Genomic DNA, 19,707 nt, shown 5'->3' with positions numbered 1-19,707 from the left:
CTTTGGAGTTGCCCAGGCTGGAGAGCGGGAGACCGTTGATGACGACGAACTGCTCATTGTGCTGCGCCGGACCGACACCCGGACACTGCTAGGCAGCACCACCGCATTCTAAACCACCGACACGAATCGCAACAACCGGCGCGGCCACAGGACCGGCGCCGGAAGGGACCACGCGTCGAAAATGGGCGCGTCGAAAAAGGGATCGTCTCCCACCGAAGCCTCGGGAGTCTGAATCCCGCGAACTGAAATCTCGGGACGGGGGCGCCGTCACCACGGACCGGCAGCCCCGCCGAATGAAGAGAAGCTGGAGGAAGAGCAACAATGGCGTATTGTTTCGAATCCGAACTGATCCGTTGCATGCCGAACCTGCAGCGTTATGCCTGCAAGTTGACGCGCGACGTCAGCGCCGCCGAGGATCTCACCCAGGACTGTCTTGCCCGCGCTCTGTCCCGCCAGCATCGCTTCGAGCCCGGCACCAACATGCAGGCTTGGCTGACCACGATGCTGAAGAACCTGCATTTCAACAACCTCCAACGTGAAAAGCACGTCACCAAGGTCGAACTGTGGGACGGCGCCATGTCGGTCGAGGCCTCGCAGATCGCACGGCTGGTCTTCCGCGACGTGGACCGCGCCTTCGGCGCCCTGACCCCCAGCCAGCGCAAGGTCGTGAAGCTGGTCGCCATCGAAGGCCGCCCCTATCAGGAGGCCGCGGAGAAGCTGAACGTCTCCATCGGCACCATCCGGTCCCGCCTGTGCCGGGCTCGCGAGCGGCTGAACAACCTGATGGCCGCCTAGGACGCGGCAGGGAATGCGCCGCGGGGTATGGCAACCGTACAACAGGTTGATTCTTCCATCGCATCGGACAGTCCGGCGCCGGAACAACCAACGGGAGCGGCTGTTACATCCCGCGTGCGAAACGAGTATGGCTGCAGCGGAGTGGCCGAACATCCACGGGGAACGATCGGATACGCTGCGCCAACCATTTGGCGGTATCGGCATCCTCTCCATAAGAAGAGGTAAGTCACCACTCCCGACGCCGTGCCCGCCGCACTATATTGAACTCTGCGTCGCGGATCGTTTCCGTCTCGGGGGGATGGCCTCCGGAGACGTTCCGGGATCAAAAGATATGAAGCGTGTGACGATGAACCATATCAACGCATATCTTGACGGTGCCTTGGACGATAAGGAGCGTCAGGAGTTCGAGCAGTCCGTAGAGGACGACGCCGACGCGAAGGCCGTGGTGACCTTCCACAGGAGCCATGTGGATGAGCTTCACCGCCTTTACGATCCCGTGCTGGAAGAACCGGTACCGGCGCGCATGCTCGAACTGCTGAGGCAGCGCCGCAAGGACTAGCCCCCCGATTCCCGTGTTCCATCGTCACATGAGGGGCGACCGGACGACCCGGCCGCCCGCTTTTTTTGCCCGCACCCTGGCCTTCCACCACCGCGGCGCGTTCTCCCGCATTTCCACGCGGCTTCCCCCTTCGGATCAACGCTTGCCCCTTTTACAGACCTGCGGCTTTTCCCATAAACAGGAGCCGCGGAAACGGAAGCTGGGCCATGGGCGCCCGGACCGGCGGGAACGAAGAGGATAGACAGCGTCCATGGCGCGCGGCAGGCCGGCACCGAACATCATTCTGGGTCCCGTCCTTTATTTCCGGGGAGAGCAAGGCGACCGCTGGTGGCTGTCCGCCCTCTTCGTGCTGGACGGCGACGCCGAACCCTATGATTTACGGGTGGACGGCGTAACCCTGCCCGTGCCGCCCCGCCACCTCGCTCAGTGGGGCAACCGGCATGTCTGGCGTTTCGATTTCGCCATACCGCGCGGCACCCGCGATGTCGAGGCCGCCTATGGTTTCACCGATGGGGCGTCGCCGGGGGACATCTGGGCGGTGACCGTGCCGGGACGCGCCTCGTCGCCGCGGATCGCCTATGTCTCCTGCAACGGGGCGGAGGACGAGGAGAAGATCACCGGGCTGGACGCACCGCGCAACGCCCTGTGGGGTGATCTGCGCCGCCGTCACGAGGGCGAGCGCTTTCACCTGCTGCTGCAAGGTGGCGATCAGCTCTACGCCGACGCGGTGTGGCGCAAGCCGCCGCTGCTCAGCGCCTGGAAGAAGCGGACCGACGCCGCCCGCTTGGACGAGCCCTTTACCCCCGCCATGGCGGAGGAGGCGACGGACTTCTACTTCGACCTTTATCTGCGGGTCTGGGGCCAGCCGGAAACCGCGGCGGTGACCGCCCGAATTCCCTCGGTGATGATGTGGGATGACCACGACATCTTCGACGGCTGGGGCTCCCACCCGGATGAGGAGATGATGTCCCCGGCTTGGCGCGGCGTCTACGCGGCCGCCCGCCGCCACTTCTCGCTGTTCCAACTGGCCGCCATGGAGGGCGCCCAGCCGGAATGCGTGTGGGGGGCACCTTTGGACTCCTTCAGCCAGGGGTTCCGGCTCGGCGATGTCGGCGTTCTGGCACTGGACATGCGCAGCGACCGCACCCCCCGCCGCGTTCTGTCGGACCGGGTGTGGGACGCCCTGCCGGAGTGGCTGGAACGCTTCAAGGGATGCCGGCACCTGATCCTGATGTCCAGCGTGCCGCTGCTCTACCTCGACACCGGCGTGATGGAGCGGGCGGTCGGCCTGTCGCCCGTCCGCGTCGGAATCGAGGACGATTTGCGCGACCAGTGGCGCAGCCCGGCCCACGCCGAGGAATGGCTGCGCCTGATCGGCCTTCTGGCGGAATTCTCGCGGCGCACCGGGTGCCGGGTGACCTCCGTGTCGGGCGAAATCCACGCGGGCGCGCGGGCCGTGCTGCGCGGCGGCGGCGTGGAAATCTGGCAGCTCATCGCGTCGGGGGTCGTCCACCCGCCGCCCGCCAAAGCCACCGCCTTCGCCCTGGAATGGCTGGCCGGCCGCAAGGAAACCCTGCCCAACGGCTATGTTTTCGAAATGCCGGCTTTTCCCGAATCGGGCAAACGCATCATCCGACAGCGCAATTGGCTGTCGCTAATCTTCGACGGCAAGGGCCAGATCCACGCCCGCTGGTCGGCCGAAGGCCAGCCGAACCGCTACACCCAGGTGATCTGAATCCAGGCGATCGGACCGGAGGAGCCCGCCGGCTCACTCCGACTGCGGCGACCGGCGGCGGTTGCGCAGATTGAGCGCGTTGAGGAAGCTGGTGGCCTGCGCCGGCGTGGCCGGGCCGCCGGCCCCCGGCGCCTTGGCCGAGGTCGCCAGGAAACCACCGACGCGCGCGCGCAGCTCGACCGAATCGTGGGCCGCCTGATCGGCGGTCTCCGCCACCTGACGGCGCACGTCGGCGTCGAGCGTGTTGAAGGCGCGGGTGGCGAATTCGAAGGCCGGCTGGGACTTGGTGGCGATCACCTGCCGCAGCGCCTTGGAAACCAGAACCGTGTCCAGCCCGCCGGGGCCGTCCACCCCGTCCAGGACATCGGCCAGGATGCCGATGGCCTGCAGGGTCTGGTTGTCATCGAGCGAGATGGGCTCCAGGCCGTCCATGACACTCACTTCCGATGTGGTTTGCCGAAGCGTGATTGAACCAGCGGACGCCGCCGGATCTTTTGCCGGTGCGGGAAAGCATAGTCGGAGCGCTCCGCCGAGGCAATGCGCACGGCGTCAGGCCGCGCGCTTGGCGCTGCGGTTGACCAGGGCGACCCCGGCGACCGCCAGCGCCATGCCGGAAAGGGCCAGCAGCCCCAGGCGCTCCCCGAACATCGCCCAGGCGATCACCGCCGTCACCGGCGGGACCAGATAGAACAGGCTCGCCACGCGCGCCGCCGCACCGTGCCGGATCAACAGGAACAGCAGGAAAATCGCTCCCACCGACAGCACGAAGCTGAGCCACAGCAGGGCGAAGACGAATTCGCCGGTCCAGTCGATGTGCATGGTCTCGAACAGCGGGGCCAGCACCGCCAGCACCGCCGCGGTCGCGGCGTACTGGATGGCGGCACCGCTGCGCAGGTCCATCGCCGTGCCGTGGCGCTTCTGATAGAGCGTGCCGAAGGTGATGCCCAGCAGGGCGGCCAGCGCCAGCCCGATGCCCAGCGCGTCGGTCGAGTCGAAGTGGAGCTTCTCGCCCACCACCAGCCCGACTCCGGCCAGCCCCATCAGGAACCCCACCCATTGCCGTCCGCTCACCCGCTCGCCCAGCAGCGGGCCGGAGAGTGCGGCGGTCAGCAACGGCTGGATGCCGACGATCAGCGCGGTCACACCCGCCGGCATGCCCTTCGCGATGGCGCAGAACACCCCGGTCAGATAGACGCCGTGCACCAGAAGCCCGGCCAGCGCGATGCGTCCGGCCTCGGCCCAGCTCTTCGGCCAGGGCGCTCCGGTGACCAGGGCGACGACGCCGAGGACTACGGCCACCAAGCCTAGCCGCACCAGCAGGAAGGTCAGCGGTTCCGCGTAGGGAAGGCCGTATTTGGCGCCGATGAACCCGGTGCTCCACAGCAGGACGAAGACGCCCGGCATCAGGCGCACCCAATCGGGCCGCCCGCCCGCGGCGGCGGTGGTCGCTTGCACGGTCATCGCTTTTCCTCGACTCCTATCCCCGCGCCTGCGCGCCTTCCGCGGTTGGAACCTCGGCCGCCAAGGACGGGGCGTCCGGGGCGGGCGCGACGCCGGACAGGTCCGGCTTGGGCGCTTCCACCGCACGCGCTTCCGCCACGGGCGTCACGGCCTCCTCCAAAGGCTTGGGCGGCGGGTTGCGCCGCGCCTCGGCCACCGACTGGAGATGGGCGCGCAGGCTTGCGTCCTTCTTCACCAGCCGATGGAAGTCTCTCACATCCAGGACCAGCAGTTGGCAATAGCCCATCGCACGCACATCGGCGTTGCGCCGCTGGCGGGTCAGCAGGGCCATCTCGCCGAACACCTCCCCGGTGCCGAGCTGGACCGGCTCGTCCAGACCCGGAACCAGCACCTCGACGGCGCCGGACGCGATGAAGAACATGGCGTCGCCGCGCTCGCCCCGCCGGACGATGGTCTCACCGGGCAGGACCAGCCGTGGCTTCAGCAGGGTGGCAATGCCCCGCAGACGGTCGCCCTCCAGCCCCTCAAACAGCGGCACCCGCCCGACGAGGTCCATCAGATCGAGCCGCAGATCAAGCTTCGGCAGGGCGTCGAGCGCGCGGCGGCGGTCGTCCAGATCGCGTTGCAGATCGCTTAGGATTTCCTGGCTGATGATCGATTCGGCGAAGAGCGCCCGGTAATCCGCCTCCTCCAGCCTCAGGGCGGCGCGGCTGACGTAGCGGCTCTGCAGGATCAGCGCGTAGTCGGGATACTGCAGCTTCAGCGCCGCCAGGGCCTGCTCGACCATGGCGAGGCGGACGGTCAGGATCCCTTCCAATTCGCAGGCGACGTCGGTGCCCAGCACTTGGCCGACCTTGTCGTTGATGAACTCGAGAAGTTCGCGCTGCACGGTGCGCACGCCGAGAAGAATCTCGAACCGGAAGGCGAGCCGGCGGGCCAGCGGCGCGTGGATGCCCAGCCGCCGGTGCAGCAGGCTGGCGACCCGCATCCAGGGCGTGAAGGAGATGAAGGGCTCCTCGAAGGCACGGTAACCGGCGCGCCCCTGGGTCTTCACTGCGTCGAGCAGGCGTCCGGTGCGGCGGTTCAGCAGCTCCGCCACCCCGCGCGACAGGATGCCTTCGCGGAAATGCTCGTAATACAGCTCCTCCTCGCGGTTCACCAGGATGACGAGGCCGATGGTCACGCGGTCCTCGTTGTTCAGCGGCGCTTCGGTCGACCGCTCCCGGACGATGGCATCGAGCCGGTCGCTGTATTGCGACACAATGGACCCGACAGCCTGCTCGTCAACCTCGTAGCGGTGGGCAAGCCCCTCCACCCGCTCACGCACGCCGGTCAGCGACAAAGCCAGCGCGCGGTTGCGCATGGCGTGCTCGACCGGCGACAGCTTGTTCAGGCCCAGCAGGTTGATGACGGCGCGCAGCGTCGTGCCGTTGATGAACAGCGTGTAGAAGACGAAGCCGGTGACCAGCACCGCGACGAAACCTTGGACCCGGTCGGGCACACGCCCGTTTTCGGTGACGGCCAGGGCCAGCGTCAGCGACACCGCGCCGCGCAGGCCGCCCCACAGCATCACCGCTTTGTAGGCGTGACTGACGCGCTGGGCCAGACCGGCGCCGGACAGCAGCGGCAGCAGACCGAACAGCACCAGCGCGCGGGACACCGTGGCCGCACCGACGACGACCAGCACCAGCCCGACATCGCTCCAGCCGATGCCGCCGAGCAGGCGCGGCACCAGCAGCGCCGTCATCAGGAAGATCAGCGAGTTCGCCCAGAAGCCGAGCTGCTTCCAAACATGCTCCAGCGCCCCCCATGTGGCCGGGGAGATGCGCGTGCGCCCGACCGAGCCGACGACCAGCGCCGCCGTGACCACCGCCACGACCCCCGACGCGCCGACATAATGCTCCGCCAGCACATAGCTGAGATAGGCGAGCGCCACGGTCAGCGTGATCTCGGCCATCGGCTGGTCACGCACCGGCTCGACGATCATGCAGACCACGCGCCCGCACACATAACCGGTCAGCACGCCGCCGGCGAAGTCGCGCAGGAACTCCATCACCGCTTCGGTCGCCCCGCCATGGGCGTTGCGGGTCAGCATGCCGAGCAGCAGCGTGAACAGCGCGATGGCCGCGGCGTCGTTCAGCAGGCTTTCGCCCTCGACCAGCATGGTCAGGCGGCGTGGCGCGCCGAGGTCGCGGAAGATGCTGACGACCGCTGCCGGGTCGGTGGTGGCGACGATCGCCCCCAGCAGCAGGCAGGCCACCAGCCCCATCGAGGTGAAGAGGGTCAGCGCATAGCCGACGGCGAAGGTGCAGACGAACACCGCCACAACGGCCATCAGCAGGATCGGCCACACGTCGTCGAGCAGCCGCCGCACGTCCACCGCCAAGGCCGTTTCGAACAGCAGCACCGGCAGGAAGACGTAAATCAGCACCTCGGACGAGATGTCCATCTCGGCCAGGGAATTCAGGAAGTCATGAAAGGGACCCGTGCCGCCCTGGCCGGCAAAAGTCTGGATCACCAGTCCCAGTGCCACGCCCACGGCGGCCAGCAGCACCGTGTAGGGCACCCGCAGCCGGGCCGCCAGTGGCGGGAGCAGGCTGACCAGCGCCAGAAGGCCGGATACCGCGAGGACATAGATGACGATGACGTGCATGGGGCTGCCTTGCCCTTTGGGGGGCCTTGGGGAGTCGCGGCGCACGGTATCGCCCGATTGGGGCGGGAGCAAGGTCAGGATAAGGGACAAAGCTGTTCCGTACGTGTGACCGGACGTACGGTCCGGCCACACCCGTACGGATGGGAACGTACAGGGCTTGCACCCCGTCAGGCCACCGCCCCCGTCAGGCCACCGCCCCCGTCAGGCCACCGACAGCGTCACCGTCATGCGGAAGCCGCCGGTGGAGCGGTTTTCGGCGCGGACCTTGCCGCCGAAGGCCTCGATGTTCCGCCGCACGATCCACAAGCCGATGCCGAAATGGGTCGCCTCGGCCTGGTTCTGGGCCGCAGCGTCCTCCGGCATACCCCGTCCCGGCTCGCGCTGGGAGAAGTAGCGTTCGAAGATGCGCGGCAGGTTCGCGGGATCGACGCCCGGCCCCTCGTCCTCGACCACCAGCTCCGCCCAGGCGCCGTTGCGCGACAGGCGCACGCTGACGGTGCCGTCCGGTGGGGAGAAGCTGACGGCGTTCTCCACCAGATTCTCGATGACGGTCTCCAGGATGTCCTCGCTGGCCCGCACGACCACCCCGGACTCGATCCGCGAGCGCATGTGGAGCTGCCGTTCGGCGAGCAGGCTGGTGTAACCGCCGGCCATGCGCTCCACCAGATCGGACAGGTCCACCCGGCGGCGCGGCGGGACCAGCAGATCGGCGGCGGCCTCGTCCATACGCCGCCCGAAGGAGACCAGCCCGTCGAGCTTGTCGACCGACTTCTCGATCATGGTCAGGGCGCGCTGGCTGCGGTTGTCCTCGGCGGACAGCGAGCGGCGCAGCGGCTCCACCGACTGGCGGATGACCGCGATGGGCGTCTTGTAGGCGTGGGCGTTGTCCTCCGCCGCGCGGCGCAGCGACCGCGCGCTTTCGCGCAGGGTGTCGACCAGCCGGTCGAAGTCCTCGGCCACCCCGGACAATTCCGGCACGGTGTTGCGGTTGGTGAAGGACCCCTGCCCGCTCTCGCCGATGCCGCCCGACACGATGTCGCGCGCCAAGTCGCCGAAGCGGTGCAGGTTGCGCCAGACCCCCAACAGCACCGCCATCACCAGCGCCGCCATGACGATGTAGATCATCGCCGCGGCCTGGACGACCGGCGTGCTCCAGTAGGGGCGTCCCAGGGAGGATTCCAGATAGCCGCCGGCGGTGTGGCTGGTCACCAGCGCCCAGCAGCCGAAGGCCGTGTTGATCGGCGTGACAGAGGTCAGAATCTCGTAGCCGCCGGAGGCGCGCGGCAGGCGCAGCGCCAACGGTTCGTTTCCGGCGCAGGAAGCGCCCAGCCGGTCCAGCACCCCCTGTTCGAGGAGCTGGTGCCGCTCGGCGTCCAGATCGTCGGTGGGCACCGACGGGGCGGCGGCGACGTAATAGAAGCCGTCGCTGCCCATCAGGTTGTTGCCGGCCAGGGCGCGCGGCCGGACCAGCAGCTTCAGCCGCGTGTTCCCGTCGGCGAAGCGGCGCAGGATGGGGCCGAGCTGCGGCAGGGCCGCGCGGTTGGCGCGGGACAGGTCCGGCTCCAGCGCGCGGGCGATCAGCTCGCCCTGCCGTTGCGCGCTTTGCAGCAGCAGGGTCTGCGTCGTGGTGTCGGCCCGCTGGAACTGATCGTAGATCAGCACCGGCACCGCCAGGAAGACGATGGTCAGCAGCGCCAGCCGGCTGGCCAGCGAGTGCCACAGCCACCGCAACCGGCCGCCGGGGAAACCCGCCATGGAGAAGCCTCCCTTGGTGAGTTCCGCCCCGTCCCGCGCGCCGTCCGGCCCGTGGGCCTCAATCGGCAGCAGCGCCATCGACCATCACATCCGCGTCGTCATCCCGCGTGCGGCCCGTGCCGCCGGTGCCGTTGCCCCAGCGGTAGCCGAAGCCCGGATAGTTCTCGATGCAATCGAACTCGGCGTCCACCACGCGGAACTTCTGGCGGATGCGCTTGATGAAGGCGCGGACGTTGGCGCGGTAGCCCGACGGGCCGTAGCCGGCCAGGAAGCCCTTGCCATGCACAAGGTCGTAGATCTCGCGGTAGGACACGTCCTCTTCCGGGCGGGTCGCCATCAGCTTGACGATGTTGAACTCGGTCAGCGTCAGGTCGATGCGCTTGCCGTTCCACAGGGCGCGGCTGTTGTCCAGGCGCAGGTCGAGGTTGCCCAGCGCGTAGACGGATTCCTTCGGCCCCTCGGCCTCCTCGGGCGTGCCCTTGGAGCCATCCACGATGAGGCGCATGCGCTTCAACAGGATGGACAGGCTACGCGACTTCTCCACGAAGTCGAGTGCGCCGCCGGCCAGGGCGGCCTCTTCGTAAATCTGATCCGACAGCACGGTGAGGAAGATCACCGGCAGGTCGATGCCGCGGGAGCGCATCTGGCGGAGGACGTCGATGCCGTCCATCTTCGGCATGCGCCAGTCCAGCAGGACGATGTCCACCGAACCGCCCTCGGCGAAGAAGTCGAGCGCGGGTTCGCCACGGTCGAACGTGATGACCTCATACCCCTCGTCGGCGAGGTTGAGGCTGAGGGATTCGCGGAACAGGTCGTCGTCGTCGACCAGCGCCACGCGGGCGACGGCGGCCTCAGTCATTGCGGACATCCCAGCCTTGGGCAAGGAGTTGAGCGAAGCATCGTTTATCGACATCTGGGACATTTTCGCTGCTCTTCATATCGTAGGAAAGGGCACGGAAGTCCTGGGAGGACGTCATGTCCATGAAGAAGAAGACTTTGAGCGAGCAATCGCCCTTAGCGTAATGCCACACCTTTGCAGGTGGCGCCTCTTCCGTTGCGGCAGGGGTGCCCAGGAGACGCCGGGTCTGGACTTGGTCCAGGCCGACGAGCGTTTCGGGGGACAGGGTGGCGGGCGGGCTGGCGCCGCCGAACGGTACGGGGGGCAGCCCCGCCACCTCTGTCCCAGCCATGGCGATGACCTCGGCGGCGGGACCGGTCCCCGGACCGCTCACCGCCGGCGTGGCCGCCTGATCCTTCCCCGCAGTCTTGACGCGCGGAGGAGCAGGCTTCGTCTTCGGCACCGGAACGGCCATGGCGGTCGGTCCGGCGGTCTGCGTTTCGGGAGGAACCGTGGTGCCGGGGCACCCGGCCAGCAGAAGAACCGCCAGCACAAGGCCCGCCTTCCGCCGCCGGCACCCCACTCCGGCTTTGGTTCCAGCCACTTCGCATATGGTACCCGTCATCGTCATCGTCGGGCCTTTCAAGCAACGTGGTTGAATTCGCGGGCGGTGTTGCTGGCCCCATGCCTGCACTTGCCGCCTCCGTGAGATCAAGGTCAGTCCAGTCTGGTTAATGTGGCGTTAAACCCCTGTTTGATACCCCCTTTTTGCGCACATTTGCGGCCAATTTTTGTTCCTACTCCTATCGATAGGTCGGATTTCGAACTAATTTGCCTATTTGTGGGCTAGGTGGCTGGGCGTCAATCGCCTCAAATACCCATACTTCCCTTTGGCTTATCCTGTGACGGGAAAAGCGCGAGGAGGCCTTGCGCACGGCGCGTGGCACCATGCGCCCATGGGCGCGAAAACCGGCGGTTGGGAAGGGAGAAGGAAAGGGCGAAAAAGAGCCCCAAAAACAATCGGCGGCGGAGCCACCCGGGTATGGCCCCACCGCCGGTCAGCCGGACGGGCAACAATATCGGTAAGATGAGAACGCCGCGATGGCGTCTCACAGGATGTTGCCGCTTGAACTCCAGCCTTCTATCCGACCGTCGTTACCGCCGGTCGGCACTGTGCGTACAATGCTTTTCGAGCATCAACCTTCACGCCGACCATCCTGCGCCGGACCGAGGCCGTCGTCAAGACCGCGTGGACTGCGAAATGGGCTGGATTACCCAGATGGCGATACTGCCGAAGGTGATCGCCCAACGCGCACGAAGGGGGTGCCCTGAGCTTTCGGTGCACCGATGCTCTTACGCGAGCAGATTGACCGAACCAGACAGGGCGGGCATTCCCAGATCCGTCCCACCGAGCGCCGCGAGGCTGTCCGCCGAAGGCATGGTTGCGGCCTCTCCAGCGGCACCGTCCGGCTCGCCGGAATCGCCGTCCGTGCCGTCCGGGTTGGTCATGGCCTCCACAAAATCCTTCAGTGTCGTGCCGGACCCGAAGGCCGCTTGACGCAGTTCGTTGACGTTGTCCTGCGCCTCCTCCACGACCTTGTCGTAATCCTTGAAGGACTCCCGCCGCGCCTTGCGCCGCTCTTCGGCCTGATCCAACTCGTTGGCGGCCTTTGCTTCGGCGATGATCGACTTCGCCTCGGCGAGGACGGACTCCACCCGACGCCCGAATTCGTCGGCCTCACGGTAGCGCGACATCTTCAGATCGTTGTCGGCCATCATCCGCTGGATGTAGTTGCGGATCCGCTCGCCCGACGGGGTGTTGGGGGTGGCGTTCAGGCTGGGCGCCACGTCCTTCATCAGCTGCTCGAGGTCGGTCCCCTGCCCGTCCTCGGCATCCTCGTCGGTTTTCCCTTCGGCCCGGTCCTTTTTCTTTTCTTCTTCCGTTTTCTCGGCCGCCGTTTTCTCGGTGCCCGCCGTTCCAGTGGAGGATTTGCCGTCCGATGGCGGCTTGCCATCCGGAGCAACGCCCTGGGCCGTGGCCTGCCCGGCCAGACCGGCGGCTTCCGCGGCGACGGTCTCGGCGGCACGCGCCTCTCCGTCTTCCGCCGCCTCTTCGCCGGCCGCCATATCCTCAGCCGTGCTTGTGCCGTCGGCGGCCGCAGCGTCCGTCGGCAGCGCCGGGGCTGGCGGCGTGTCCTGCGGCGCCCCTTCGGTCAAGGCGCCTTCAGCCGTCGCGCCGTCGCCGCGGATGGTCACCGAGACATCGACGGCGATTTCCGTCTGAACCATGGTGATGGAGGTGCGGGTGGTCGTCCGCTCGATGGTGATGCCACCGATGGACGGCGCCCCCGCCCCGCCGGGAAGTCCCATCTCCGCAGCGGCGGCCACGCCGGCGCCATACTCCTTCGCCGCCCGTCCGGCCTGCTTGGCAAGGATCGCAGCCTCCCGCGCCAGCTGCACCAGCTTTTCCCGGTCGCCCCGGCTGTGGCGCATCATCATCTTCAGTTCTTCGATCTTGCGCTCGACCTCTTCCAGCCGTTGCGCGGCGACGGCCTTCGGCCCGCCGACGCGCTTGGCTTCCTCCAGCGCGTTGACCACGGCGGTGAAATTCTTCTGCTGCTCCGGAGTCATGGTGAAGGGCAGCTTTGCTTGGTCGGCCTTCTCGGTCAGGACCTGCTTGGCGTCCTTTCCCTCCATGGCCTCCAGCGCGCGCTCCCAGTCCTTTTTGGCCTTCTGGAGCTGGAAAAGGCTGTTCTGGCCGTTGCTCAGAGCGGAAAAAATGCCGTTCACGGCCGCCTCCTCCGGTTCATTGGAACCTTCGCGAATTCGCGGAGAAGTTTAGCACACTTTCGCAGGCCGTCCAATTCCGACAGCGCCAATGGAATCGGCGCCGGCAACCCCGCGTTGCCGCGCAGGAACGCAATACACACCCCGGAACTCCAATGCCCATGAGTGTGTTTGATTCCCGACATCGGACGCCGCAAAGCGCGGCGAATTGCCGCAGGCTGCGGACCGGAACACATCCGCAGCCGACCCCGAGGAGGAAAACAGATGGCAGACCGCGATACGTTGGGCACCGGCGAACCGAACCGCAAGACGCCGGACCCGATGGCGAACAGTGGATTCGGCAACGATCGTTCGCAGAACCGGAGTCCCTCGGACGACGTGAACCGGATGGCCGGCGAAGCAGCCGATGCCGGCCGCGACACCATCGGCGCCGCGCAGGGTCGCATCCGCTCGCTTCTGGAGACGCAGACGGACCGCGCCGCCGACCAGTTGGGCAGCGTCGCCAACGCGCTGCACAAGGCTGCGGAACAGCTGAACGAGGAGAACAACGGAACCGCCGCCCATTACGCCGGACAGGCCGCCGACCGGGTGGAGCGGGTTGCCGACATGCTGCGCAACTCAACCGTGGACGACATGGTCGGCCAGGTGGAGCGTTTCGCGCGCCGTCAGCCGGAGGTCTTCGTCGGTGCCGCCTTCGCCGTCGGCTTCCTGTTCGCCCGCTTCGTCAAAAGCTCCGGAGAACGGCGATTTCGCGGCGCGTCGTCGTCGCGTCTGACCGGTGGGTACGCCCGGCACGACCGTGGATACGGCGGTCGTGACCAGGACCATCACGACTACCGTGACTTCGGGCTGCGCGGCGCCGACCGCGCTGGACAGGAGGCTCTGCGCACCGACCATGACCTCGCCGGCCATCGCCGCGCCGGACCCGGCGGCATCGGCGGCTCGGCCTCTGCGGAAGGCCCCGGCGCGGCACGGCCGAGGTCCGGTCTGTCGTCCGGCTTCGCCTCCTCCGGCATGGCGTCGACCGGCATGACGTCGGCGACAGCCATAAACTCGGCCGGCGGCGGGATCGGCCGTAACCAGGAGAGTCCGCGTCCGCTGAACACCGCCACCGCGGCGACCACCGCCGCCCGCACCCGCGACGCCGCCGAAATGGTCGCCGGCTCCGCGCCCGGCACCACATCCAATGCCACTCAGGGCAGCACCAGCGAGTCCAAGCCGGTGTCCGGCAACAACCCGATCCAGGGGATCAAACCATGAGCGCTGCGGAGGACCGTTCCTACGATCCGCGGCAAGACCGACCCATCGCCGGCCTGTTCGCCGATCTGGCGCGGGAGACCACCAACCTCGCCCGCACCGAGATCGAGTTGGCCAAGGCCGAGCTGACCGAGAAGGCCGGACAGGCGGCGGGCGGCGCAGCCTATGTCGTCGCCGGCGGCCTGATCGCCTTCGCCGGCGTCCTGGTCCTGCTGGCCGCGGCGGTGCTGGCTCTGTCGAAGGTGGTCGAGCCCTGGCTGGCCGCCGTCATTGTCGGGGTCGTCGTGTTGGTCATCGGCGGCGTGCTGGCGATGATCGGCAAGAAGCGGCTCAGTCCGGAGAATCTCCAGCCGCAACGCACCATTGAGACGCTGCGTGACGACAAACGCTGGGCCCGCTCCCAGCTCGCCCGATGAGCGGCCCATGAGCGACGGACCGAAGAACGGCGGTGAGAAGGGGCGCGGAACGCCCCGCGACTACGACGCGATGCAACGGGAGATCCGCGAACGCCAGGCCCGGATCGGCGACACGATCCAGGTCCTGAAGCGAAAGACCGCGCGGCTCGCTCCCCGTCACCTGATGGAGCAGACCATGAACCGGATGCACACCACCACCGGCGGCTACGGCGAACGCGCCCAGGACCGCTATTACGAACCGATCCGCAACCAGTCCCACCAACGGTCCCATTCGGTCGGCGAGACCATGCGCAGCAACCCGATCCCGCTCGCCATGATCGGCATCGGGCTGGGCTGGCTGGCCCTCACCGCCTCCGGCTACGACCGGCGCATCGCACGCAGCGGAGCGATGCACAACGTCCGCGACCGCGCCGGAAGCGCCGCGCAATACGCTCGCGACACCTTCTACAGCGCCGGCGGCAGCGTGCGCGATGCGGCCAGCCACGCCTACGAGCGGGCCAGCGACGCGGCAAGCCATGTCTACGAACGGGCGAGCGGCGTCGTGGACGAGGCAGGCGACCGTGTGCGCGGCCTGACCGATCAAGCCCGTGACCGGGCGCAAGACATGCGCCGGGACATGAGCAGCCGCGTGGACAGTCACATCGGCAACCATGGCAACCATGGCGGCGCCAGCCATTTCCGGGCTTCGGACCGGCTGCACAGCGCGACCGGACGTTTCTGGGAGATGGTGGACGACCATCCGGTGGTGGCCGGCATGATGGGCGTCGCGCTCGGCGCCGCGCTCGGCGCCAGCATCCCGTCCTCCCGCTATGAGGACCGCTGGGTCGGGGACTACGCCGACGAGGCGACGAGCCGCGCCAAGGAGATGGCCCTCGACGCCATGGACCGCGGCACCCGCGCCGCCCGCGCGGCGGTCGAAGCCGCCAAGGAAGAGGTCGGCGACGCGGTGAGCGCGGCCAGCGACGCGGCCCGGGAGGAGGCGCGCAAGCCGGGCTGATCCGGTTTCGCTCATGGCTCCCCCGTCGGCTCCCTTCGGGTTCCACGCTGACTGCACCGGCCCCGCGGCCTCCACCGCGGGGCCGGTCTTTCTTTGTCCGACCGCAGTGCATGGGTTTCCCGTGGGTGGAGAGCATCCGCGACAGTTCGCCGCAGCGTGCGCCGGGCGCAGGCCTGCCATCCTTATACCCGAGTGTTTTTCCCGGTTATCCCGCTCCGGTTCCGCTTGACAAAGGTCCTATGATGGCCACTTAATCAGGATCAATTTAGTCCTGTATCGGGGTGGTCATGATCCGGCTGAGCAAGCTGACCGACTACGCCATCGTCGTGATGAGCGAAATGGCGCGCCATGTGGGCACGGTTCACACCGTCTCCCATCTGGCGGAGCGCACGGGCGTGCCCTCCCCCACGGTCGCCAAGCTCATGAAGACGCTGACCCCGGCGGGCCTTACGACCTCGCACCGCGGCGCCGCCGGTGGTTATGCGCTCAGCCGCACCGCTGACGCAATCTCTATCGCCGAGATCATCACGGCGCTCGACGGCCCGATCGCGCTCACCGCCTGCGTGGAGGGCGGCGACAGCCAGTGCGGCGTGCAGCGCCTGTGCCCGATGCGCGGCGGCTGGGAAAAGGTCAACAGCGCCATTCGCAGCGCGCTCGAACAGGTGACCCTGGCCGACATGATGGGACCGCCCGCCTGGGCGGAGGGTCCACCCGGCCCGCTCGACAGCATTGGAGCCGGCCCCAGCCCGGCACGGCGCGCCGCCGTCTGACGTTTCGGCGCCTTCATCGGACAACGCTTTCAGGGAACGAGAGACAAGCATGGCCGCCACGACCGAAACCGTCGAACAGGTCCGCGCCGTCACGGAGCAGAAGTACAAGTACGGCTTCACGACGGACATCGAATCGGATGTCGCGCCCAAGGGCCTGAACGAGGACATCGTCCGCTTCATCTCCGCCAAGAAAGAGGAGCCGGAATGGCTTCTCGAATGGCGCCTGAAGGCGTTCCGCGTCTGGCAGGAGATGGAGGAGCCGCGCCACTGGGCGAAGCTGTCCTTCCCGCCGATCGACTATCAGGACGCGCACTACTACGCCGCGCCCAAGATGAAGGACCGCCCGAAGTCGCTGGACGAGGTCGATCCCGAACTGCTGAAGACCTACGAGAAGCTGGGCATCCCGCTACGCGAGCAGGAGATCCTGGCCGGCGTCGAGGGGGCCGAGGGCAAGAGCCCGGCCATCGCCGTGGACGCCGTGTTCGACAGCGTGTCGGTCGCCACCACCTTCAAGGCCAAGCTTGAGGAGATGGGGATCATCTTCTGCGCGATCTCCGAGGCCGTGCACAAGTGTCCGGAGCTGGTCCAGAAGTACCTCGGCTCGGTCGTGCCCTACACCGACAACTTCTACGCGACGCTGAACTGCGCGGTCTTCACCGACGGCAGCTTCGTCTACATCCCGAAGGGCGTGCGCTGCCCGATGGAGCTGTCCACCTACTTCCGCATCAACCAAGCCAACACCGGCCAGTTCGAGCGGACGCTGATCATCGCCGACGAGGGCAGCTACGTCAGCTATCTGGAAGGCTGCACGGCGCCCCAGCGCGACGAGAACCAGCTTCACGCCGCGGTGGTCGAGCTGGTCGCGCTGGATGACGCGCAGATCAAGTACTCGACGGTCCAGAACTGGTATCCGGGCAACGCGGAAGGCGTCGGCGGCATCTACAACTTCGTGACGAAGCGCGGCGCCTGCCGCGGCCGCAACTCCAAGATCTCCTGGACCCAGGTGGAAACCGGTTCCGCCATCACCTGGAAGTACCCGAGCTGCATCCTGCAGGGCGACAATTCGGTGGGCGAGTTCTATTCGGTCGCCATCACCAACAACTTCCAGCAGGCCGACACCGGCACCAAGATGATCCACATCGGCAAGAACACCCGCTCGACCATCGTGTCGAAGGGCATCTCCGCCGGGCGGGCGCAGCAGACCTACCGCGGGCTGGTCAAGATCCTGCCGAAGGCGGAGGGTGCGCGCAACCACACCCAGTGCGACAGCCTGCTGATCGGCGACCAGTGCGGCGCCCACACGGTGCCCTACATCGAGAACCGCAACCGCACCGCCCGCGTCGAGCACGAGGCGACGACCGCCAAGATCAGCGAGGACCAGCTCTTCTACTGCCGCCAGCGTGGCTTGTCGGAAGAGGACGCCGTGTCGCTGATCGTCAACGGCTTCTGCAAGGAAGTGCTGAAGGAGCTGCCCATGGAGTTCGCCGTGGAAGCCCAGAAGCTCGTCGGCATCAGCCTCGAAGGCAGCGTCGGTTGACCGCCCACCGCATCGCGAAGGAAGAAGAAACGATGATCGAGATCAAGAACCTGCACGCCACGGTGGACGGCAAGGAAATCCTCAAGGGCATCGACCTGACGATCAACCCAGGCGAGGTGCACGCCATCATGGGGCCGAACGGCTCGGGCAAGAGCACGCTCAGCTACGTGCTGGCCGGCCGCGACGGCTATGAGATCACCGAGGGCTCGGTGAGCTTCTTCGGCAAGGACCTTCTGGAGATGGAGCCGGAGGAGCGCGCCGCCGCCGGCCTGTTCCTGGCCTTCCAGTACCCGGTCGAAATCCCCGGCGTCGCCAACACCACCTTCCTGAAGTCCGCCCTGAACGCCATCCGCAAGCAGCGCGGCGAGCCGGAGCTGGACGCCATGCAGTTCCTGAAGCTGGTGCGCGAGAAGACCAAGGCGCTGAGCATGACCGACGAGATGCTGAAGCGCGCGGTCAACGTCGGCTTCTCGGGCGGCGAGAAGAAGCGCAACGAGACGCTCCAGATGGCCGTCCTCCAGCCGAAGTTCGCCATCCTCGACGAGACGGACAGCGGCCTGGACATCGACGCGCTGAAGATCGTGGCCGAGGGCGTGAACGCGCTCCGCTCGCCGGAGCGGTCGATGCTGGTCATCACCCACTACCAGCGCCTGCTCGACTACATCGTGCCGGACCATGTGCATGTGCTGGCCTTCGGCAAGATCCAGCGCTCCGGCGGCAAGGAGCTGGCGCTGGAGCTGGAGAAGAACGGCTACGCCGAGTTCGGCGTGAACGAGGCGGCCTGACCATGGCGACGACAACCCTCACGAAGGCGCCGCGGGGCTACGACCCGGCGGCGGCCAAGCCCTTCCTGGAACAGCTCGATCGGGTCAAGGACGGCCTGCCCGGCGCCGGCCTGTCCTGGCTGAACGACCTGCGCAGCCAGGGCCATGACCGCTTCGCCGCGCTCGGCCTGCCGACCGTCAAGAACGAGTCCTGGCGCTACACCAACCTGCGCGCGCTCGACAAGCTGGCCTTCCAGCCGGCGGCCGTGACCAGCGAGGCTGCCCGCTTCGACGTGCTGCCGACCGTGCGCACGGACGGCGCAACCGGCCCGCGGCTGGTCTTCGTGGACGGGCGCTTCCGGGCGGAGCTGTCCTCGACCGCTGGTCTGCCGGCGGGGGTCGAGCTGCTGAACCTCGCCGACGCCCTGACTCGCAAGCCGGATCTGGTCGCCGAGCATCTGGGCCGCATCGCCGCCCCCGACGATCAGCCGCTGGTCGCGCTGAACACCGCCTTCCTGGCGGACGGCCCGGTCCTGCATGTGCCGCGCGGCGTCACGGTGGAGGAGACCATCGAGCTGGTCTTCGTGTCGGTCGGTTCCGAGGCGCAGCCGACCGCCTTCCACCCGCGCGGCCTGATCGTCGCGGAGGCGGAGTCCCGCGCCGTGATCGTCGAGCATCACGTGGGCCTGGGTTCCTGCACCACCCTGTCGAACGGCGTGACCGAGGTCTTCGTCGGCGCGGGTGCGTCGGTCCACCACTACAAGGTCCAGCGCGAGCATACGGAGTCCTTCCACCTGTCGCACACCGCGGCGAAGGTGGCGGGCAAGGGCGTCTACGACAACTTCATCCTGACCATCGGCGCCAAGCTGTCGCGCAACGAGGTGAACAGCGTCCTGGATGGCGAGGAAGGCGACACGCATGTCAGCGGCGCCTACATGGTGCGCGGCGGCCAGCATGTCGACACCACGACCTTCATCGACCACGCCAAGCCCTGCTGCACCAGCCGCGAGGTCTACAAGGGCGTGATCGACGACCAGGCCCGCGCCGTCTTCCAGGGCAAGATCATCGTGCGCCCCAACGCCCAGAAGACCGACGGCTACCAGCAGAACCGCGCGCTCCTGCTCTCCGACACCGCCGAGATCGACGCCAAGCCGGAGCTGGAGATCTACGCCGACGACGTGAAGTGCAGCCACGGCGCCACGGTGGGCGAACTGGACGACGACCAGCTCTTCTACCTGCGCGCCCGCGGCATCGACAAGGCGGCCGCCCGCGGCCTGCTGATCGGCGCCTTCCTGTCCGAAGCGCTGGAGGAGATCGCCGAGGAGAGCGTCCGCGACGCCTTCCAAAGCTACGTCGCCGACTGGCAGAACGCGCGCTGAGGAG

General features: G+C 67.4%; 17 protein-coding genes. 10 read left to right on the top strand and 7 right to left on the bottom strand.

From position 1 onward, the window contains the following. The first annotated feature begins 321 nt into the window (after positions 1 to 321). The 3 genes from ACWPXE_RS03165 to ACWPXE_RS03155 all read left to right on the top strand — a co-directional run bounded on the left by ACWPXE_RS03165 (position 322) and on the right by ACWPXE_RS03155 (position 3,089). A complete protein-coding gene (locus ACWPXE_RS03165) occupies positions 322 to 795 on the top strand; it encodes a sigma-70 family RNA polymerase sigma factor (RefSeq protein ID WP_035676146.1) in 474 nt (157 codons plus the stop codon). Between the two features lie 331 nt (positions 796 to 1,126). Continuing rightward, on the top strand, positions 1,127 to 1,354 hold the full coding sequence (locus tag ACWPXE_RS03160) for an anti-sigma factor family protein (protein WP_103039101.1): 228 nt from the start codon (positions 1,127 to 1,129) through the stop codon (positions 1,352 to 1,354). Between the two features lie 250 nt (positions 1,355 to 1,604). Further along, positions 1,605 to 3,089: an alkaline phosphatase D family protein gene (locus tag ACWPXE_RS03155; protein WP_454016652.1), complete on the top strand. Its 1,485-nt coding sequence runs from the start codon at positions 1,605 to 1,607 to the stop codon at positions 3,087 to 3,089. Positions 3,090 to 3,122: 33 nt separating this feature from the next. On the opposite strand, the gene ACWPXE_RS03150 is transcribed toward ACWPXE_RS03155, so the two are convergent. The 7 genes from ACWPXE_RS03150 to ACWPXE_RS03120 all read right to left on the bottom strand — a co-directional run bounded on the left by ACWPXE_RS03150 (position 3,123) and on the right by ACWPXE_RS03120 (position 12,586). Next, positions 3,123 to 3,521 (bottom strand): hypothetical protein, encoded by a 399-nt coding sequence (locus ACWPXE_RS03150; protein ID WP_014197122.1) that lies wholly within the window; start codon positions 3,519 to 3,521, stop codon positions 3,123 to 3,125. Between the two features lie 117 nt (positions 3,522 to 3,638). Beyond that, the gene (locus tag ACWPXE_RS03145; RefSeq protein ID WP_454016651.1) at positions 3,639 to 4,550 is read right to left on the bottom strand and encodes a DMT family transporter; all 912 of its coding nucleotides are present in this window, start codon (positions 4,548 to 4,550) and stop codon (positions 3,639 to 3,641) included. Between the two features lie 16 nt (positions 4,551 to 4,566). Continuing rightward, complete coding sequence (locus tag ACWPXE_RS03140; RefSeq protein ID WP_454016650.1) at positions 4,567 to 7,203, bottom strand: cation:proton antiporter; 2,637 nt, start codon at positions 7,201 to 7,203, stop codon at positions 4,567 to 4,569. Positions 7,204 to 7,404: 201 nt separating this feature from the next. Beyond that, complete coding sequence (locus ACWPXE_RS03135) at positions 7,405 to 9,036, bottom strand: sensor histidine kinase (protein WP_454016649.1); 1,632 nt, start codon at positions 9,034 to 9,036, stop codon at positions 7,405 to 7,407. Next, positions 9,017 to 9,817, bottom strand: a complete 801-nt coding sequence (locus ACWPXE_RS03130; protein WP_237906117.1) for a response regulator transcription factor — start codon at positions 9,815 to 9,817, stop codon at positions 9,017 to 9,019. The genes ACWPXE_RS03135 and ACWPXE_RS03130 overlap by 20 nt, the downstream gene beginning before the upstream one ends. Continuing rightward, entirely contained in the window at positions 9,810 to 10,349 is a 540-nt protein-coding gene (locus tag ACWPXE_RS03125; protein ID WP_237906116.1) for a hypothetical protein, read from the bottom strand. Before ACWPXE_RS03125 ends, ACWPXE_RS03130 begins: the two co-directional genes overlap by 8 nt. 800 nt (positions 10,350 to 11,149) lie before the next feature. Continuing rightward, complete coding sequence (locus tag ACWPXE_RS03120) at positions 11,150 to 12,586, bottom strand: hypothetical protein (protein WP_454016648.1); 1,437 nt, start codon at positions 12,584 to 12,586, stop codon at positions 11,150 to 11,152. Between the two features lie 261 nt (positions 12,587 to 12,847). On the opposite strand from ACWPXE_RS03120, the gene ACWPXE_RS03115 reads away from it, so the two are divergent. The 7 genes from ACWPXE_RS03115 to sufD all read left to right on the top strand — a co-directional run bounded on the left by ACWPXE_RS03115 (position 12,848) and on the right by sufD (position 19,703). Next, positions 12,848 to 13,843: a hypothetical protein gene (locus ACWPXE_RS03115; RefSeq protein WP_454016647.1), complete on the top strand. Its 996-nt coding sequence runs from the start codon at positions 12,848 to 12,850 to the stop codon at positions 13,841 to 13,843. Next, positions 13,840 to 14,256 carry a phage holin family protein gene (locus tag ACWPXE_RS03110; RefSeq protein WP_237906113.1) on the top strand — a complete coding sequence of 139 codons (417 nt, stop codon included), beginning with the start codon at positions 13,840 to 13,842 and terminating at the stop codon, positions 14,254 to 14,256. Before ACWPXE_RS03115 ends, ACWPXE_RS03110 begins: the two co-directional genes overlap by 4 nt. 7 nt (positions 14,257 to 14,263) lie before the next feature. After that, a complete protein-coding gene (locus tag ACWPXE_RS03105) occupies positions 14,264 to 15,253 on the top strand; it encodes a hypothetical protein (RefSeq protein WP_454016646.1) in 990 nt (329 codons plus the stop codon). Positions 15,254 to 15,540: 287 nt separating this feature from the next. After that, positions 15,541 to 16,023, top strand: a complete 483-nt coding sequence (locus tag ACWPXE_RS03100) for an SUF system Fe-S cluster assembly regulator (RefSeq protein ID WP_454016645.1) — start codon at positions 15,541 to 15,543, stop codon at positions 16,021 to 16,023. A gap of 49 nt (positions 16,024 to 16,072) precedes the next feature. Beyond that, positions 16,073 to 17,560, top strand: coding sequence for a Fe-S cluster assembly protein SufB (gene sufB, locus ACWPXE_RS03095; protein WP_014197137.1), 1,488 nt, complete (start codon positions 16,073 to 16,075; stop codon positions 17,558 to 17,560). Positions 17,561 to 17,592: 32 nt separating this feature from the next. Beyond that, on the top strand, positions 17,593 to 18,345 hold the full coding sequence (gene sufC, locus ACWPXE_RS03090) for a Fe-S cluster assembly ATPase SufC (protein ID WP_137116359.1): 753 nt from the start codon (positions 17,593 to 17,595) through the stop codon (positions 18,343 to 18,345). Between the two features lie 2 nt (positions 18,346 to 18,347). After that, positions 18,348 to 19,703 carry a Fe-S cluster assembly protein SufD gene (gene sufD / locus ACWPXE_RS03085; RefSeq protein WP_454016644.1) on the top strand — a complete coding sequence of 452 codons (1,356 nt, stop codon included), beginning with the start codon at positions 18,348 to 18,350 and terminating at the stop codon, positions 19,701 to 19,703. Positions 19,704 to 19,707 lie beyond the last annotated feature (4 nt).

This window comes from Azospirillum sp. Marseille-Q6669 (genome assembly GCF_965111635.1).
Note: the sequence above shows the minus strand (reverse complement) of the source record. Positions and strands in the feature narration are given on the sequence as shown.

Bases quoted from the DNA above. Each gene is read 5' to 3' on its own strand.
- ACWPXE_RS03165 (WP_035676146.1), top strand. From the start codon at position 322: ATGGCGTATTGTTTCGAATCCGAACTGATCCGTTGCATGCCGAACCTG.
- ACWPXE_RS03160 (WP_103039101.1), top strand. From the start codon at position 1,127: ATGAAGCGTGTGACGATGAACCATATCAACGCATATCTTGACGGTGCC.
- ACWPXE_RS03155 (WP_454016652.1), top strand. From the start codon at position 1,605: ATGGCGCGCGGCAGGCCGGCACCGAACATCATTCTGGGTCCCGTCCTT.
- ACWPXE_RS03150 (WP_014197122.1), bottom strand. From the start codon at position 3,521: ATGGACGGCCTGGAGCCCATCTCGCTCGATGACAACCAGACCCTGCAG.
- ACWPXE_RS03145 (WP_454016651.1), bottom strand. From the start codon at position 4,550: ATGACCGTGCAAGCGACCACCGCCGCCGCGGGCGGGCGGCCCGATTGG.
- ACWPXE_RS03140 (WP_454016650.1), bottom strand. From the start codon at position 7,203: ATGCACGTCATCGTCATCTATGTCCTCGCGGTATCCGGCCTTCTGGCG.
- ACWPXE_RS03135 (WP_454016649.1), bottom strand. From the start codon at position 9,036: ATGGCGCTGCTGCCGATTGAGGCCCACGGGCCGGACGGCGCGCGGGAC.
- ACWPXE_RS03130 (WP_237906117.1), bottom strand. From the start codon at position 9,817: ATGACTGAGGCCGCCGTCGCCCGCGTGGCGCTGGTCGACGACGACGAC.
- ACWPXE_RS03115 (WP_454016647.1), top strand. From the start codon at position 12,848: ATGGCAGACCGCGATACGTTGGGCACCGGCGAACCGAACCGCAAGACG.
- ACWPXE_RS03110 (WP_237906113.1), top strand. From the start codon at position 13,840: ATGAGCGCTGCGGAGGACCGTTCCTACGATCCGCGGCAAGACCGACCC.
- ACWPXE_RS03105 (WP_454016646.1), top strand. From the start codon at position 14,264: ATGAGCGACGGACCGAAGAACGGCGGTGAGAAGGGGCGCGGAACGCCC.
- ACWPXE_RS03100 (WP_454016645.1), top strand. From the start codon at position 15,541: ATGATCCGGCTGAGCAAGCTGACCGACTACGCCATCGTCGTGATGAGC.
- sufB (WP_014197137.1), top strand. From the start codon at position 16,073: ATGGCCGCCACGACCGAAACCGTCGAACAGGTCCGCGCCGTCACGGAG.
- sufC (WP_137116359.1), top strand. From the start codon at position 17,593: ATGATCGAGATCAAGAACCTGCACGCCACGGTGGACGGCAAGGAAATC.
- sufD (WP_454016644.1), top strand. From the start codon at position 18,348: ATGGCGACGACAACCCTCACGAAGGCGCCGCGGGGCTACGACCCGGCG.